This is a genomic window from Streptomyces sp. NPDC059828 (genome assembly GCF_042731955.1).
Lineage (GTDB): Bacteria > Actinomycetota > Actinomycetes > Streptomycetales > Streptomycetaceae > Streptomyces.
In genome coordinates this window covers 31729-48212 of record NZ_JBHWIW010000018.1, presented here as the reverse complement: position 1 = coordinate 48212, position 16484 = coordinate 31729, and the positions used below count along the sequence as shown (strand labels likewise).

General features: G+C 69.9%; 10 protein-coding genes and 1 pseudogene. 6 read left to right on the top strand and 5 right to left on the bottom strand.

Annotation, left to right across the window (positions count from 1 at the left end):
* Positions 1-83: 83 nt before the first annotated feature.
* The 3 genes from ACFV6V_RS13675 to ACFV6V_RS13665 form a co-directional block, all read right to left on the bottom strand.
* Positions 84-1256 carry a hypothetical protein gene (locus tag ACFV6V_RS13675; protein WP_385563607.1) on the bottom strand — a complete coding sequence of 391 codons (1173 nt, stop codon included), beginning with the start codon at positions 1254-1256 and terminating at the stop codon, positions 84-86.
* 742 nt (positions 1257-1998) lie between these two features.
* Positions 1999-2844 carry a WecB/TagA/CpsF family glycosyltransferase gene (locus ACFV6V_RS13670; RefSeq protein WP_385563604.1) on the bottom strand — a complete coding sequence of 282 codons (846 nt, stop codon included), beginning with the start codon at positions 2842-2844 and terminating at the stop codon, positions 1999-2001.
* Positions 2841-3908 (bottom strand): glycosyltransferase family 4 protein, encoded by a 1068-nt coding sequence (locus ACFV6V_RS13665; protein ID WP_385563601.1) that lies wholly within the window; start codon positions 3906-3908, stop codon positions 2841-2843. The genes ACFV6V_RS13670 and ACFV6V_RS13665 overlap by 4 nt, the downstream gene beginning before the upstream one ends.
* Positions 3909-4273: 365 nt before the next feature.
* Between ACFV6V_RS13665 and ACFV6V_RS13660 the strand changes: the two genes are divergently transcribed.
* From ACFV6V_RS13660 to wecC, 4 genes and pseudogenes are all read left to right on the top strand, one after another.
* On the top strand, positions 4274-5662 hold the full coding sequence (locus tag ACFV6V_RS13660; protein ID WP_385563598.1) for an O-antigen ligase family protein: 1389 nt from the start codon (positions 4274-4276) through the stop codon (positions 5660-5662).
* Positions 5663-6087: 425 nt separating this feature from the next.
* On the top strand, positions 6088-6786 hold the full coding sequence (locus ACFV6V_RS13655; RefSeq protein ID WP_385563596.1) for a class I SAM-dependent methyltransferase: 699 nt from the start codon (positions 6088-6090) through the stop codon (positions 6784-6786).
* A gap of 131 nt (positions 6787-6917) precedes the next feature.
* Positions 6918-8246 (top strand): hypothetical protein, encoded by a 1329-nt coding sequence (locus ACFV6V_RS13650; protein WP_385563593.1) that lies wholly within the window; start codon positions 6918-6920, stop codon positions 8244-8246.
* Between the two features lie 25 nt (positions 8247-8271).
* Positions 8272-9450: pseudogene (gene wecC, locus ACFV6V_RS13645) on the top strand (UDP-N-acetyl-D-mannosamine dehydrogenase); the annotation flags it as partial.
* Here wecC and wecB read toward each other — a convergent pair.
* A complete protein-coding gene (gene wecB, locus ACFV6V_RS13640; protein ID WP_385563590.1) occupies positions 9352-10683 on the bottom strand; it encodes a non-hydrolyzing UDP-N-acetylglucosamine 2-epimerase in 1332 nt (443 codons plus the stop codon). The pseudogene wecC and the gene wecB overlap by 99 nt on opposite strands.
* A gap of 358 nt (positions 10684-11041) precedes the next feature.
* Here wecB and ACFV6V_RS13635 point away from each other — a divergent pair, with 358 nt between their 5' ends.
* Positions 11042-13294, top strand: coding sequence for a bi-domain-containing oxidoreductase (locus ACFV6V_RS13635; RefSeq protein ID WP_385563587.1), 2253 nt, complete (start codon positions 11042-11044; stop codon positions 13292-13294).
* Positions 13294-15213, top strand: coding sequence for an asparagine synthase (glutamine-hydrolyzing) (gene asnB / locus ACFV6V_RS13630; protein WP_385563584.1), 1920 nt, complete (start codon positions 13294-13296; stop codon positions 15211-15213). The genes ACFV6V_RS13635 and asnB overlap by 1 nt, the downstream gene beginning before the upstream one ends.
* Positions 15214-15276: 63 nt before the next feature.
* Here asnB and ACFV6V_RS13625 read toward each other — a convergent pair whose 3' ends face one another.
* Positions 15277-16440 (bottom strand): hypothetical protein, encoded by a 1164-nt coding sequence (locus ACFV6V_RS13625; protein WP_385563581.1) that lies wholly within the window; start codon positions 16438-16440, stop codon positions 15277-15279.
* Between the last annotated feature and the right edge of the window lie 44 nt (positions 16441-16484).

Genomic DNA, 16484 nt, shown 5'->3' with positions numbered 1-16484 from the left:
CCGCAGAGCCGTGGCCACAGCGAGGCCGAGCACCTGGTGTCCGCGGCCGGTCCGGCGTTCGGGTCGTGCGTCGCGTCTGCCGGTCAGACCCTGTCGTTGCTTCCACGGCGACGCTTGGCGATCATCAGCGCACCGCCGCCGAGGACCAGCATGCCGCCTGCCGCGGTGAGCAGCAGGATCGGGGCTTCCGAAGAGCCGGAGCTTGCGAGCTGGTCGCCTTCGTCCTCAGGGGCAGCGACGGTCTTGTCGCCCTTGTCGGCCCCGTCACCGTAGCCACTCCGGTCACCGGAGTCTCCCCGGGAGTCGCCATCGCGTCCGCCTCCGTGCTCGGAACTGCCGTGCTCACGGTCACCTCCGTGCTCGGAACGCCCGTGCTCACGGTCACCCCCGTGCTCGGAACGCCCGTGCTCACGGTCACCCCCGTGCTCGGAACGCCCGTGCTCACGGTCACCCCCATGCTCGGGACGGCCCTGCTCACGGTCACCCCCGTGCTCGGAACGCCCGTGCTCACGGTCACCCCCATGCTCGGGACGGCCCTGGTCGGGACGGCCGGGGTCGTCACCTCCATCGTCGCCGCCAGGACGCCCGGGCCCGTCCGCATCGCCATCCCCGTCGCTCAGAACGGTGACGCGTGTGGACAGAGTCCCCCCGGATCCGCTGCGGACGAGCTGGAAGTCGTACTGCCCCGGTCGTGCGTTCCCGGGAATGACGACGCTGTCCGTCACCGTGCCGTTGGCATCGGCGACATGGTTGTCGAGCTGGATCACCGGACGGGGACCGTTCTCGTTGCCGTCTCCGGACCCGTTCTGCGCTCCAGTGCCGGTGTCGTCGTCCGTCCCGTCGTCGTACCCGTCACCGTCCCGGGCGCCGGTGCCGTCGGCACCGTCGTTTCCTGCCCCCTCCCTGTTCCCTTGGTCGCCCGACCCGTTCGCCTCACGGTTCGCGTCGTCGCGGTTGTAGTCACTCCACGACGGCGAAGTGCTCGGCTCGGTGAAGGAAGGCGCTCCCGACCGGGGGATCGCGCGGATCGCTCCGCCCACCGGTGAGAGCCGGGAGGAGACCTGTTCGGTGGCGTTGAGACCCGTCGCGACGAAGTTGAGCACCTGACCGGGGGCCAGGGTGATGTCGTCGACCTGGAGGTCCAGCACGGGCGGGTACTGGGCGAATGCCGGTGCGGCAACGACCATCGGAGTGGCGGCGAGCAGGCTTGCGGCGGTGGCGACCATGGCCACACGCCATCCAGTGCGGCTGGGCATCGTGTTCGTGGCTCCTTCGGAGGGTGCTCGATGAGCGGTGGTCTGGGGGTGTCGGAATGGGGCGAGGCAAGCGCCCGTGCGCCCGAGAGTCGGTGCGGTGTGGTGTCAGGCCATGGCTCCGTGGCTGCCTATGCACTCGAATCGCCTCGCTGCCCGACATACGCTCGCGGCTGTGCCTGTCGCAGCGGTCCTCGGCTGTGGTGCGCGATGGCACCGCACACCAGGCCACCGCCTCCCCCGGCGTCCCGGACGGGAGGGCGACTCCGCGCTCGGCGAGTGCACCGCAGCACAGAAGAAACGATTCTTCTCGTACCCGGCCTCTACCAACATCGCTCTGATCACCCCTTGTCTCATCCGGCGCTGTGGACCCTTACCCAGCCACCGCCGCCCCGGAAGTGCGGGCGGCGTCCGGCCAGGACTCGCCAGGCAGGAAAGATCGCCCAAAGTCGAGCAACGTGATCAATAGACGTGAGGGCCCACAGCCAAACAGGCTCGCCACGGCACTCCGCAGGATGGCGGAGCAGCTGCACTCGTGTGGCCCTCACGGGCTCGTCGTCCGGGCCCGAGTGTGATGTAGAGACCAGGCAACCGCACCGTCGTCATGCGCCGATCCACACCGTTCAGGCCGTTACCCGGCGGTGCTCCCGCCGGAGCCGGCGCAGCCTGCCCACGAGCCGACGGGCACTCATGCGCGGTGTCGCGGCAGGCCGAGCCACACGAACGACATGACCTGCACAAACGCTCATCCAGGGGGCAGCGACCGTCGGCGTCCGATCCCGCGCAGCCGGTAGGCGAGCACCAGCAGGACGAACCGCGTGTTGCCCATGGCATAGCGAAGGAACATCCGACGGGGCTCCTGGACCAGCCGGTGGCACCACTCGAGGCCCGCCCCGCGCATCCAGCCCGGAGCCCTGGTGCGGAGCCCGGCCACCACGTCGAAGGAGCCGCCCACTCCCACCACCAGGGGGCAGCCGAGTGCCCTCTGATGGCGGGCGAGGAAGCGTTCCTTGCGTGGGCTCGGGACGGCGACGAACAGGACGTCAGGCCGCGCCGCACGCACGGCGGACACCACATCCCGCTCCCGGGCGTCGTCCCAGTAGCCGTCCCGGTAGCCGACCACCTGGACGCCCTGTGCGGCGGCGATACGAGCGGTCTCCTCCACCACCGGGCGCTGCGCACCGAGCAGATAGACCCGGTAGCCCTTGTGGGCGGCCTTCTCCCACAGCGCCAGTATGAAGTCGATCCCGGCCACCCGTTCGGGAAGCGGTCTGCCGAGGAGGCGGCTCGCCCAGACCACGGACTGACCGTCGGCGTTGACGAGCGAGCACGACCGGATGATCCGGGCCAGCTCCGGATCGTCATGTGCCTGGACCACCTTCGCCGCGTTCAGCACCACGTGCTGGTGCGGACCGCCGTCCGCGATCAGCGCCTCCGCGGCGGCCACGGAGCCCTCCAGCGTCAGCGGGTGCACCGGCAGTCCGCACACCGTCAACGGCCGCACCGGTCCCGGCGGAGCAGCGGGCGGTCTCTCCTCGTGCAGTCCGGGTGTACGCGCATCCCCCTCCGTTCGCCGTGGAGTTCCGCTCACAGGTCCGCCTCCTGCCAGAACTCCGCGAAGGACGCCTCGACCCGGTCCGGGTCGTAGAGGGGACGCAGTTCCCTCCAGAGTTTCTGCTGCCGCTGCCTGACGCCGTCGATGTCGGTCATACAGACGCGGAGAAAGGCGGTGACCGAATCGACATCGCTGCCGATGCGCTCCACACAGCCGCGGCTGAAGAGTTCGGCGCTGCCCGCGGACCAGGTCGCCGCCACGGCGCACCCCGCCTGCAGCCCTTCGAGCAGGACGAAGGGGAGTCCCTCGGCCCAGCGGGCGGGAAGCACGAACACGTCGATCCGGGTCCAGAACGACAGGACGTCCACCGGTTCGAGCACGCCGAGGTCCTCGTCCACGCACGCCATACGGCTGGTGGAGACATCGCTGCGAAGTCCTGCGACGGCGAAACTGACCGGAGCGCCCGCACGCTTCAGCCGGGCGACCGCGTCGCACAGGATGTCGAATCCCTTCTGGCTGTGCATCGTTCCGATCCAGCCGATGCGAAGCGGCCGGCCGGTTCGGGAGGACGCCTCCGCCACTTCACGGGGCGTGCCACCAGTGGGGGCGGGATTCCTGATCACATGTACCGACGCGGCACGGCATCCGGCCGCGTCGACCGCGGCGGCGACGGTCTCGCTCAGCACGAGCCAGTGGCTTCGTTCGAGTGTCTTCCGCAGTGCCCAACTCGACGCCAGGCGGTCAGGCAACTGGGAACCGTGCAGGTGAAGCACGATGGAGCAGTTGAAGATCCTGGCGAGGACGACGATGAGGGAATCGCGCAGAAGTGGGAGCCCCCACTGGGCAATCGGCAGATAGACGGCTTTCGGCGACTTCGTGGCGAGGGCGCTCGTGCATCGCAGTACGGCCCCGACAGCGGCGGTCGCCTTCGCGGGCCAGGCGGCGGCGACATGCATCGAGCCGACGCGTTTCGCGGAAAGGGGCACCACGGCCACGACCCGGCAGGACGACTGCAGGACCGGTGTGAAGAAGTCGGCGGCCCGGCCCATTCCTCCGAGTCCCGTGCTGTGCCGGAAGGCGAGGACCGTCGGTCGTGACATCTGCGAGAGACGCCTCCTGCGCATGGCGAGCACTGCCCCTTCTTCCCTGCTTCAGCACGATGCGGTAGGCGATGACAGCCGACCTCGTCATGACTGCGCGCCATGGTTCCCGCCTGTCCGCTTCCCTGGTGGGGCAGCTGCACCGCCTCGTAGCAGGCGTGCAAGCCGTGCGGATCATGCGGCAGTCGCATGCCACATGACAGCACCCGTGCACGAGCGAGGCCAGCACGACACGTGGAAACAGCGTGATCACGCTATTCACAAGATATGCGATCAGGAATCGGGGGAAGACTCGCGGCGGCGGTCAGCGGAGGGTTCGCCCGGGACGTGGTAGGACAGTCCGGGTTGACCGAAGGAGGCGCCGCGTGATCCCACTCGACGGGATTTCGACACTTCTCCTGCTCGTCGCTCTCACCGCGTGCGGCGGATTCCTTCTGCTCGTGGCGGCACGTCATCGCAGGGCTGTGTGGTATCTGTGGGCTGCCAGTCTGGTGCCGCTCTTCCTCTTTGGAAGAAGCTATGCGACGGTGGGGCTCGACCCCATCTATCTGCTGGATACATTTACCTGGTTGGCGCTGCTCGCAACGACTCCTGCGTGGCTTCCCCGCGCCTTCTCGGAACCACGCCTGAACGGCTTTCGCGCCGTGGCGATCCTGCTCTGCATCGCCGCGATCCAGGCAGTGGTCAGGGGGATTTTCCACGATCACCCGGGCGCGGTGAAAGGAATCATTCTCGGGATCTATCCCGTACTCGCCTGGTTTGCCGCGACGTGGTTTCTCACCCGGCCTGCCGAGGAGATCCTGCGCTGGCGTTGGGTTCTCTACGTACCATCGCTGGGCGTGTTCCTGGTGGCCGGACTGGGCGAAATCCTCACCCCCGCCGCCTCGGGCCTCTATCTGGCGATCGCCGGGGCGTTCGGCATGATCCTGCACAGGACGGGCAGCAGCCGACTGCTTCTGTGGACCCTCGCCGGAGCCGCCGCGCTCACGGCCGTGGCCAGCAAGCGAGGGCCCTTGCTGGCGGTGCTGGCGGCCATCGCCGCAACAGCCCTGGCCAGCAGGTGCAGCAGCCGTCGGACGAGACAGTGGCCGGCCCTGACGCTGAGCTTCGCCATCGTGGGGGTGCTCGCGGTGCTCGGTACGTCCGCGGCCGGACAGGGTCCCTCCGCCCTGCCGGTCGTCGGCGGGCTGGCGGACCGCCTCGTGTCGAGCGCCAGCGACCCCGACGGCGAAGCCGCCAACAATGTCGAGCTGCGCTTCCTGATGTGGCGCAAGGCCCTGGACGTCGCCGACCAGAACCCACTGCTCGGCGGCGGGGCGGGGCGGCCGATCGATGTGGTGTTCGACGGCGCCTTGCTGAACAAGGCCGAGTCCGGCCCGCACAACTCCTTCATCGGATACCTCTACTACCTGGGCTGGCCGGCCGGTATCGCCTTCGCCTCGCTGGTGATCGCCACCCTGTGGCGGACATGGCGGGCACGCGAACATCTGGTCAGTGCCGCGTGGTTCGGCGCGACCGTGGGTCTGTGTCTGACCTCCTTCACCAACGTAGCCTTCGAGACCACCTACATCGGCCTGCCGTCCTGGCTGCTCCTCGCCTGCGCCTTCGCCCTCGTCGGAGTCCCGCGCGCGGAGGCGGCGGCCTCCGCGAACGGCGCTCTCCTCCCGGAGGGCAGGGGCGGGCTCGCCTTTGCGGGCGCGGCCACCCGCCCACCGCCGCACGGTCGTCGACCGGTATCCGTCAGCGGTAAGTGATCCGCTCAGGAGGATCCCGTGCCGAATCCGGCCGGTGTCCTCGCACCGGACCGGTGAAGTACTCCGCATGAACCGCTACGCGCATCACCACACCGATGGTCCCGCAGAATCCGTACTCCCGTGTTCACGGCCTTCGATGCATGGCGTGCGAAGTGGCGTCCCGGATTTCATCGCCATCCGGCACGAGAAGCGATTCGCGCATGCCCCGCCGCTCCCTGTACACCGCCTTTCCGGTGGGCGGTTGGTGGCGTGAGCCTGCGGCTCCGTATGCGGCAACGACCGCATGGGGGCGTGAACGCTCTCGACTCTTCCGCGGGGAAACGTCAGTGCGCCGTGGGCTGAACGCAACACGCGTGTCAGCGTCCAGCCTCCGCAAATCCAGAGCTAGCCTGACAAAGCATCGGTCGGGCAAAGGAGAGAGCGTCATGACGAAGTCCGGATTCTTCACCCAGAGCCTCGCCAGCGGACCGGTGAAAGGAGATCGTGACGCACTCCTGCTCGGCCTGTGTGCCGGACGGCGTGTTCTCCACATCGGCTGCGCCGATTCGCCGTTGAGTGCGGACAAGCTACGCAATGGATCGTTGCTGCACGCCAAGCTCCTGAAGGCGGCCCAGGACGTGCACGGCGTCGATATCGACCGGGCCGCTGTCGAATTGCTGCGCGATCAGCTGGGTGGCGAGTATTCGGTCGTCGATGTCGCGGACGAACGGGGCAGAGCCGATCTGGTCAAGTTCAAGCCCGAGATCATTCTGGCCGGTGACGTCATCGAGCACGCCAGGGACGCGGCTTCGTTCCTGCGCGGCATCGCCGCTCTGATGCGGGAGACGGACAACGACACCGAGCTGATCCTCTCGACGCCGAACGGTCTGGCAGCCAAGAACCTGATCAACACGCTGGCCGGCCGGGAGATCATTCATCCGGACCATGTCTATGTCTTCACGCCCGCGGCGCTGTCCCGCCTCGTGTCCGACTGCGGACTGCGTCCGGGCCGGTGTTTCTTCTACCACGTGAATTCCGGGAAGGACGCACGGGCGCGCTGCTACGACTCCGTCTCCCGCGTCGCCGCCCTGCTCAGGCCGGCCTTCGCCGAAGGACTGGTCCTCGTCTGCAAGACCGCCTCCTGACCGCCGCGGCCACCGTGCGAGCCCGGCGGCCGTAGCCGTGGCCGCCGGGCATTCCGGACGGTGCAAACCCGAACGGCTGTGCGCCGCCTGCTGCTGACGACGTCCGCGCGACTGCGGGGAAGGGAGGAGTCGTGCCCCGGGCGCCGCTGACCGCTGTGCTGCGCCGTGACGCTCCGCAGGCCTTTCTCGGCGTCATGGGCGGGGCCGTGTCCGCCCTCGTGGGTTCACTGCTCACGGCCCGGCTCCTCGATCCCGTCGAACGCGGGCACTATGCCGCGATCGCCGTCTTCACGACCCTGGCGGTCGTGGCCCTCGAGATGGGCGGCGAGGTGGGCGTCCTGAGGGGGATGACGGAGGCGGAGGACGCAGGCAGGTCCTTTATCTCCGGCTACTTCGCGTGGATCCTCGTCGTGTCCGTCTCCGGCGGCGTTCTGGTGACCGTGGTGGGAGACCTGGCCGTGTCCTGGCTGCGGCCCTCCTGGCTGGTCGGAGCGGGTGTCGCCGCGGCTGTCTACGCCGCGCTGGTGGCGAGGATCGTCAGCGGGGTGCTGCTGCACGACGGCGGCCTGAGACTGCTGATCGCGGTGCGGACCGTCGCCAACTGCGGCCCGGTCCCGGGCTGTCTGATCTTCGTGGCCACCGGGCTCACCTCGGCCGTGGAACTCGCCGCCGTGTCGTTCCTCTCGCAGGCCGTGCTGAACTCGGTGTTCCTGTACCGGTGCAGAAGCAGGCGAGGTACCGGGCTGGACCGTCCCGAGCGCCGGCGCCCCCGCGCCTGGCGGCGCGATGTGACCCGGGTCTGGGATCCGGGGAACGTCCACCTCCATCTGTTGAACGGATCCATCTACGCCATGATGCGCGCCGACCAGATGGCTCTCTCCGTCCTGGGCGCCAATGCCACCCTCGGCGTCTACGCCGTGACGGCCAACGTGGCGGAGGTCGCCGGCTATCTTCCCTCGGCCCTGTGCCCCTTGCTGTCCCGGGGCAGGCCCGACCGGCCGGTGGCGCTCAGAAAGATCATCGTCGTACTGGCACTGGCCGTCGCCGCACTGACTCCCCTGGTCTACTACGCCATTCCGGCGCTCTACGGCTCGGACTACGGCGCGGGACGGACGGCGGCGCTCATCCTGGTACCCGCCTGCGGGATCTTCGCGGTCGGCCGGCTGGTGCAGGGGGTCGAACTGCGCGACCCCGCCAAGCGCCCCGCACTCACCAGGATCGCGCTCGCCTCCGCCGCGATCGAGTTCACGGTCATGTGGCTGCTCGGCGACCGTGGGGTGGTGGCGGCGGCATGGGCCTGCGCCATCGGCTACACCACGTACACCGTCTGGGTGGCCCTGGTCTTCAGGACGAATCTCCTTCCGCGCCCGGCCGCCTGGCCGTTCCGTCTCCCCCGGACGCGCACCGGGGACGGCTGGCGCACGGCCCCTGCCGACAAGTCTGCGGGCCACCGTCAATAGATCGCATTCACAAAGGAATTCAAAGGTGTTCTCCACTGTCTGTGTCGTGGGACTCGGCTATATCGGGCTTCCCACAGCAGCCGCGCTCGCCACCCAGGGCATCGATGTCATCGGCGTCGACGTCAACGAATCCACCGTCCATCTCATCAACGCGGGCCGCGCCCCGTTCGTCGAGCCCGATCTGGCCGTGGCGGTCAACGGGGCCGTGGCCATGGGCCGGCTGCGGGCGACCGGCGCCCCCGAACCGGCCGACGCCTTCATCATCGCCGTCCCCACCCCGCTCCAGGAGGACCGTACGGCGGACCTGTCATGCGTACAGGACGCGGCGGCCTCGGTGGCCGGTGTGCTGAAAGCGGGTGATCTGGTGATCCTGGAATCGACCTCGCCGCCCGGCACCACGGTCGAGCTGTCACGCTGGCTCGCCAAGCACCGGCCCGACCTGTCGTTCCCCCACGACGCGGGGGACACGGCGGCGGTCCGGGTGGCGCACTGCCCGGAGCGCGTCCTTCCAGGCCGGACGATGATCGAGATCGTGACGAACGACCGCGTGATCGGAGGAGTGGCCGCGGGCTGCGCCGAGCGTGCACGCGATCTGTACGCGATGTTCGCCAAGGGCGAGTGCCTGCTCACCGATGCCACGACGGCCGAGATGGCCAAGCTCAGCGAGAACGCCTTCCGGGACGTGAACATCGCCTTCGCCAACGAGCTGTCGATGGTGTGCGATCACCTGCGCATCGATGCGGGCGAGGTCATCGCCCTCGCCAACCGCCATCCGCGCGTGGCCGTCCTGCAGCCCGGCCCCGGTGTCGGCGGCCACTGCATCGCCGTCGACCCCTGGTTCATCGTCGGCTCGGCACCCCAGCAGGCCCGGCTCATCCGGCTGGCCCGCCAGGTCAACGACGCCAAACCCGCTCATGTGATCAGCGAGGTCACCCGGACCGCGAGCCGGTTCAGGGATCCGGTGATCGCCTGCCTGGGGCTGACGTTCAAGGCGAACATCGACGACCTGAGAGAGAGCCCCGCCCTGCACATCGTGCACGAGCTGGCCCGTCAGGAGGTCGGCCGGCTGCTCGCGGTGGAACCGCACATCAGCGAACTGCCGGTGTCACTGGCCGGCACGGGTCGGGTCGCACTCGTCGACGTCACCACGGCCGTGCGGGACGCGGATGTCGTCGTCCTGCTCGTGGACCACGACTCCTTCCGGAGCGTCAAGCACACCGCCCTGCGCGGCAAGGCGGTGTTCGACACGCGTGGATTCTGGCGTTGAGGCTTCCGGCGCCGAAGCCTGCGCCTGCGCCTGCGCGAACTCCTCCGGCGGTGCACACAGTCCCATCCAGTGACCGATCGCCCGTACGGCACGGTCGGCGGCCCGGCCGTCGCCGTACGGGTTGACCGCGTTGGCCATCGAGGCATACGCCGACCGGTCGTGCAGCAGACGCCGCACCTGCTTCACGATGTGGTCCCGGTCGGTCCCCACCAGCAAGGCGGTGCCCGCCTGGATCGCCTCCTGACGCTCCGTGGTGTTCCTCATGACCAGCACGGGCTTGCCGATGCTGGGGCCCTCCTCCTGGATGCCTCCGCTGTCGGTCAGGATGACGTGCGCCCGGTCGAGGAGCCGGGCGAAGCCCGCGTATCCCAGGGGTTCCGTGATCCGGATGGTGGGGATCCCGCGCACCTGCGGCAGGATCGCGGCCCGTACCACGGGGTTGGGATGCAGTGGCAGCACGATGAGCAACTCGGGTTCGCTGCACGCCAGATCGGCCAGTGCGCCGCCGATCGCCTCCATCCTGCCGTCCCACGACTCGCGGCGGTGGGCCGTCACCAGCAGGACCCTGCTGGTGCTGTCGTCCAGATCGGCCAGCGCCGGATCGCCGTAGTCGGCCTTCCGCCGGACCGCCCAGTGCAGGGCGTCGATCACGGTGTTGCCGGTCACCACGATGGACGCCCCGTCGACCCCGTCCCTGAGCAGGTTCTCGCGGGCGCGCGACGTCGGGGCCAAATGGACCGTCGCCAACTGGCTCACCAGCCGGCGGTTGATTTCCTCGGGAAAGGGGGATTCCCTGTCGTCGGTACGCAGCCCCGCCTCGAGATGGACGACGGGAATGCGGTGGTAGAAAGCGGCGAGAGCACCGGCGAACGCCGTGGTGGTGTCGCCCTGGACGAGCACGGCGTCCGGCCGTTCGCGTGCGAGCAGCGGATACAGCCGGCTCAGCGCCCTGACGGTGATGTCGGAAAGGGTCTGCCCTTCGCTGAGGATATCCAGGTCGTGATCCGGTTCGATTCCGAACAGGGCATGCACCTGGTCGAGCAGTATCCGGTGCTGGGCGGTGACGGTGACCATCGGCTCGAAGTCGGCGGATCTGCGCAGGGCTTCGATGACCGGGGCTACCTTGATGGCCTCGGGCCTGGTTCCGTAGACGACCATCAACCGCTTCACCCGAGTCTCCTCCCACCCGCCCGCGTGCGCCGAACTACACCGTGGCGGCTGCGCTCTTCATGGATTCGCACCGTGGCGGGAATCCCGATGTCACACCTGTCCGACCGCCGGAATTCAGGAAATGCACGGAGTGCGGGGGAATACAGGGCATCGGGGCCGGCTCACGAAACAATGCCCACAGATACCAGCGAATCGGCATTCGAACCGGGTAGCCGCCTCGGCGTGACCGGCGTTCACCCTCACGCATGGACATGTACGTCCATCCGGGTCCGCGCGCAGGACAGGGCCCCGGGAGTGCGAATTCCGGTTCATACAGTGCGCTGTGGGTGCCGTCCCCACTTCTGAAAAGGCGATTCCGATGAAAACCGTGCTCCTGTCCCCCCGCACAGGATCCATCACCGTCGAGGAGATCCCCGCGCCCGGGGCAGCCCCCGGGACGGTGGTGATCCGCAACGACTACTCGCTCATCAGCGCGGGAACGGAACGGGCCACGGTCACGACGGGAGCACAGAGCCTCGTGGGCAAGGCCCGTGAACGGCCGGAGCAGATGAAGCAGGTTCTCGACACGCTGAAGCAGGCGGGGGTGGCGGACACCTACCGGATGGTCCAGGACCGGCTGGACCGCCCGATGCAGCTCGGATACTCCTGTGCCGGAGTGGTCCTCGAGGCCGGCGAAGGCGTGGACGACATCCGCCCCGGAATGCGGGTGGCGGCCGCCGGGGCGCGCTATGCCTCCCATGCGGAGATCGTCGCCGTGCCGCGCAATCTGGTGGTGCCGGTGCCGGAAGGCGTGGACAGCGAGTGGGCGGCGTTCGCGACGGTGGGCGCGATCGCTCTGCAGGGCATCCACCAGACGGAGACGGTTCCGGGCTCGCGAATCGCCGTCATCGGTCTCGGCCTGGTCGGACAGCTCACGCTGCACCTGCTGCGCGCCTACGGCTACGACGGTGTCGGCATCGACCCGGATCCCGCCATGGTGGCACTCGCGCGGTCCGCGGGGCTCACGGCCCACGGGCGCGACGTGGACGACCTGGCGGGTGTGCTGTGCCGGCACTGGGGCGGCGCCGGGGCCGACGCCGTCATCATCACCGCCGCCACCAGCAGCACGGACCCGATCGAGTCCGCCGGCCGGCTCGCCCGCGACCGTGCGGCCGTGGTCGTCGTCGGTGACGTCAACGTCGCCCCGCCGCGCTCCTCTTACTACCACAAGGAGCTCTCGATCAGATACGCACGGTCGTACGGGCCGGGCCGGTACGACTCCCGCTTCGAGGAAGGTGGCCAGCCGTACCCCGAGGGATACGTCCCGTGGACGGAGCGCCGCAATCTCTCCGAAGTGCTGCGCCTGGTGGCGGTGGGCGCGCTGGACCTGGCGCAGCTGCGGCCCAGGGTGTTCCCGATCGAGGACGCGGCCGAGGCGTACGCAGCACTGAAGCCCTCGGACGGAGAGCGCGATGTGGCGCTGCTGCTGCGCTATCCGGGCACCGCGCAGCTTCCGCCGAAGCCGCGGCAGCCGTCCGGTCCCGCCGTGTGGACCGGTCCGCGGGGCACGGTCCACATTGCCGCGGTCGGTGCGGGGAACTTCGCGACGAAGATGCTCTTCCCCCATCTGCGGCGCGAGCCCGGAGTCGCGTTCTCCTGGATCGCCAGCGCCCGCGGGCTGTCCGCCGCCCACCAGGGAAAGCGATGGGGATTCGGGACGGTTGCGGAAAGCGCCGAGACGGGGTTGGCATCTGCCGCGGCCGACTGTGTGATGGTCCTCAGCCGCCATGACAGCCACGGCCGTTACGCCGCGCAGGTCCTGCGCAGCGGCAAGGCCCTGTACTGCGAGAAGCCGCTCGGGCTCACCGAGGCGGAGTTGGAGGAGATCGCCACCGCGTGGCTGGCTTCCGGCGCCCCGGCGATGGCCGGCTTCAACCGACGCTTCGCCCCGGCGATGCAGGACCTGAAGAAGGTGCTCCCCGCGGGCGTGCCGCTTCAGGTCGGCTACCGGGTCTTCGCCGGCCGGCTCCCCGCGGACCACTGGTACTTCAGCCCTCGCCAGGGCGGCAGACTGCTCGGCGAGGTGTGCCACTTCATCGACGCGGCGGGCTTCCTCACGGGCGCCCGGCCGGTTTCCGTCAGCGCCGCGGCCGTGGACACCCGGGACCCGGTCACGGCGCAGAGCGTGACACTCCACCTGGACTACGACAACGGCTCGACCGCGTCGATCGTGTACGGCGGAATCACACCCCCCGGAGCGCCCAAGGAGTGCGTGGAGGTGGCCGCCGACGGCGTGGCCGCACGGCTCGACGACTTCCGCACGCTCTCCGTCTGGGCCGCGAGCGGTCCCACCACGACGAAGTACCGTGGCGCACCGAAGGGACACGCGGCCGAGATGCGACAGCTCGTCCGGCTGATCCGGAGCGAGACCGTCCAGGACGCCGATTTCGGTACGGCCCTGTGGAGTTCCCTCGCGGCATGCCGGGCCGCCCGCTCGGTCACGCTGGGCCGGCCCGTCGAGGTGGCTCCGTCCTCCCCCTCCCTGGCCAAGGCGCTGCGGTGCGTGCCCGCTCCGGCTGTCGGCGCGGAACAGACGGCCGACGGCCCCTCCCGCTCCGCGGTCACGATCTGATGTGCGGCTTCGTCGTTCTGCTGGGCAAGCCCGCCACGCCCGGCAGGCGCGGGGTGGATCCATGCGAGGCCATCGGGCACCGGGGGCCGGACGCGAGTGGACATCTGGACCTGAGCGGGCCGGACTGGCATGCGGCGCTGCACTTCCGGCGTCTGGCCGTCATCGACCCCGACGCCAGGAGCAACCAGCCCTTCGGCTCGGCCGAGCGGGGTGTGCTGCTGTACAACGGGGAGATCTACAACGCCCCCGAGCTGCTGGACCTGTTGCGGGGGCGGGGGGTGCGCATCCGGACGACCGGCGACACCGAGGTCCTGTACGAGCTCCTGCTGCAGCCGGACGCTCCGCGCCTGCTCGACCGGGTGGACGGGATGTTCGCGTTCGTCCTCGTCCTGCCCGACGGGCGGCTGTGGTACGGGCGGGACCGGCTGGGCATCAAGCCGCTGTACACGGCGACGGACGCTGCGGGCCGTCTGGTGGCGCTGACCAGCGAGCTGGAACCGCTGCGCGTGTGCGGGCTGCTGGGGGGTGTCGATCCGGTCGCGGTGGCACAGGGCGCCATGTTCCTGTGGACTCCCCCGCCGCGCACGGGCTGGCAGCGGGCGCAGGCCGTCCCCGCCGGGACCGTACTCGTCCGCCATCCACCGTACGCCGACGTGGCCGCGCCGCTGTGGCAAGCCGGCCCGGCCGTTCCCACCGGGGACCTCCGTGACGCCGTCCGCACATCGGTCGCCCGACAGGTGCGGGCCGATGTCACCGTCGGTCTGCTGCTCAGCGGGGGCCTGGACAGCACCTGGCTGGGGGTCGAGCTGGTCAAGGCCGGCTTCGCCGGGCCGGCTTTCGCCGCGCGGACGGGAATGCACCCGGCAGCGTCCGCCGAGCCGTTCGAGGACGACGCCCCCTACGCCGAGCGGGTCGCGCGACACCTCGGCCTGCAGCTGAAGTGGGTCGACCTGGACGTCGACGTGCTGCGGCGGATCCCCGAGCTGGTCTCCACCATGGAACTTCCCTTCGGTGACCCGGCGGCCATCGCGCTGATGCAGCTCTCCCAGGCGGCGCGGGGCCAGGCCACCGTGCTGCTGTCGGGGCTCGGGGTCGAGGAGCTGTTCCTGGGGTACGAGCGCTACCAGGCCGTGCTGCTGCTGCAGCGGCTGCCCGCGGGAGCCCGGCTCGCCCTGCGCGCCGCCATCGCCGTCCCCCGGCCCAGGCGCTACCGGGAACGCGCTGACAAGTTCCACCGACTGCTGCGGCTCGGTGCCCGGGACTGGGCGTGGGCGACACAGGCGTACTACTCCGCGCAGGAGTGGCACGCGCTGGCACCGGGCATCGGTCTTGACGCGGTCACCGAGCGGCACAGGGAGGTGGCCGGAGCGGTGCTGGACCGGGGCGGCAGTCCGCTGGCGGCGGTGGTGGAGTGCGACCGGCAGTTGTTCCTGCCCGGTCTGAACCTGCTGTACGGCGACCGTGCCTCAATGCGGGCGGGCGTGGAGCTGCGGGTGCCGTTCCTGGGCGAGCCGGTGGCCGCCACCGCTCTGGACGCCGTCGCCGAGCACCAGCTGAAGCTGGGGAACGGCAAGGCGCGCTTCCGTGCGGCCGCGGTCACCGCGGGCGTACCGGAGTTCGTGGCCCAGCGCCCCAAGACCGGCTTCGGTGCCCCGGTGCGGTCGCTGCTGCGTGAGCACGGCGGGCGCCTGTGGCCCGAGGTACGGCGGTCCGCCGTGTTCGACGAGCTCTTCGACCGCGCGACGGCCGACCGGTTCGTCGAGGAACACGTCCAGGGACGGCAGGACCGCGGTCTCGCCGTGTTCGGGCTCTTCTGTGCCGCCGTCTGGTGGGACCGCAATGTGACGGGCGGGCCCGGACGAGCCGAGGACGCCCTGGTCGGCTATCGCGAGCCGGTCCTCAGTCAGACGTCCTCATAGGGCCTGCCGCCCGCGTCCCGGCCCCTGGCGGAAGGTTTTGGCGCAGGGCTTCGGCGGAGAGTGTCAGCGCAGGGCGGAGTGAAGCGCGGTGAGTGCGTCCACCAGCGGCGCCGTGCTCCACCGTGGCGACGCCCACAGCGCGGGCGTGCGCCGGGATGTGCCGCCCGTGCCGGGATAGCGGTCCACCACCGCCGCGAGGACCGCACTGGCGAAGTCGGTCGGGACGAAGCCGTGCTCGGCGGCCCACGCCGCCATCCGGACCGCGGTGGCGTCGTTGTTCGGATCCGGTCGGCTGCGGCCGCCGGCGAAGTAGCGGGGCACAGGCCCGTCGAACAGATGAGTCAGGTAGTAGTGCGTACCCCGTTCGAGCGACTCACGGACGTCGAGGTCCAGCAGTGCGGCGACCTGTTCGAGGCGCAGCAGGACGTATCCGGTGTGGAATCCGTCCACCCATCCCAGACGGCTGCCACGACCGTACGGCCAGGAGCCGTCGGGACGCTGGCCGTCCAGGCTCAGCTCGATCGCGGTCCCGACCACCGTGCGCAGACGCCGGCACAGCCCGTCGGGGAGCAGCCCGGACGCGGCGAGGCGCGCCGCGAGCGAGGCACCCATGAGATTCGCGTTGTGGACCAGCACCTCGCTCGTCGGTGTGTAGGTGAAGAACTCGCCGTTGTGCAAGTGCTCCAGCAGGGCGTGCCCGAGCGACCCGGCGGCCTCGGCGTCGAGTGTCCCGGAATCCAGGCAGCCGTCCGCGCAGAAGGTGGTGGCCACCAGATTGGGAACGCTGGCGGGGTAGTACGACCATCGCGTCTGTACGTCGAACTCGTAGCGCCACAGCCCCGCGTACTTCCCTGTCATCTGCTCGGCAGCGGTCAACCGCCCCAGTCGCTGGGCACGTTCGTGCCACGGCGGTGAGTCGGCCAGCCTGGCGCAGGCAGTGGCGGCGGTGCCGGTCGCGGTGGCGGTGCGCAGCGGGCGGATGCCGAGCACGGGCCTCAGGTCGACGGGGCTGCGCTTGACCGTCTGCAGCAGGGTCTGGCGCAGCACGGGGTGCACGGCCAGTCTCCCGAGCAGACTGGTGAGTCCATCGTAGGGATCGGGGCCCGCCCAGCCGCGGGTGTCCGCCCACCGGAAGACCCAGTCGGCGAGGGCCAGCACTGCGTCGGCGTCGAGGAACTCCCGGGTGCGGGCGGTCGCGGCCCCTGGGGTGCGGGTACTGGTCTGCATGGGGCCCTCCGTGGACCTGGAGTCGTTCGTCTGAGTCAGGCTGG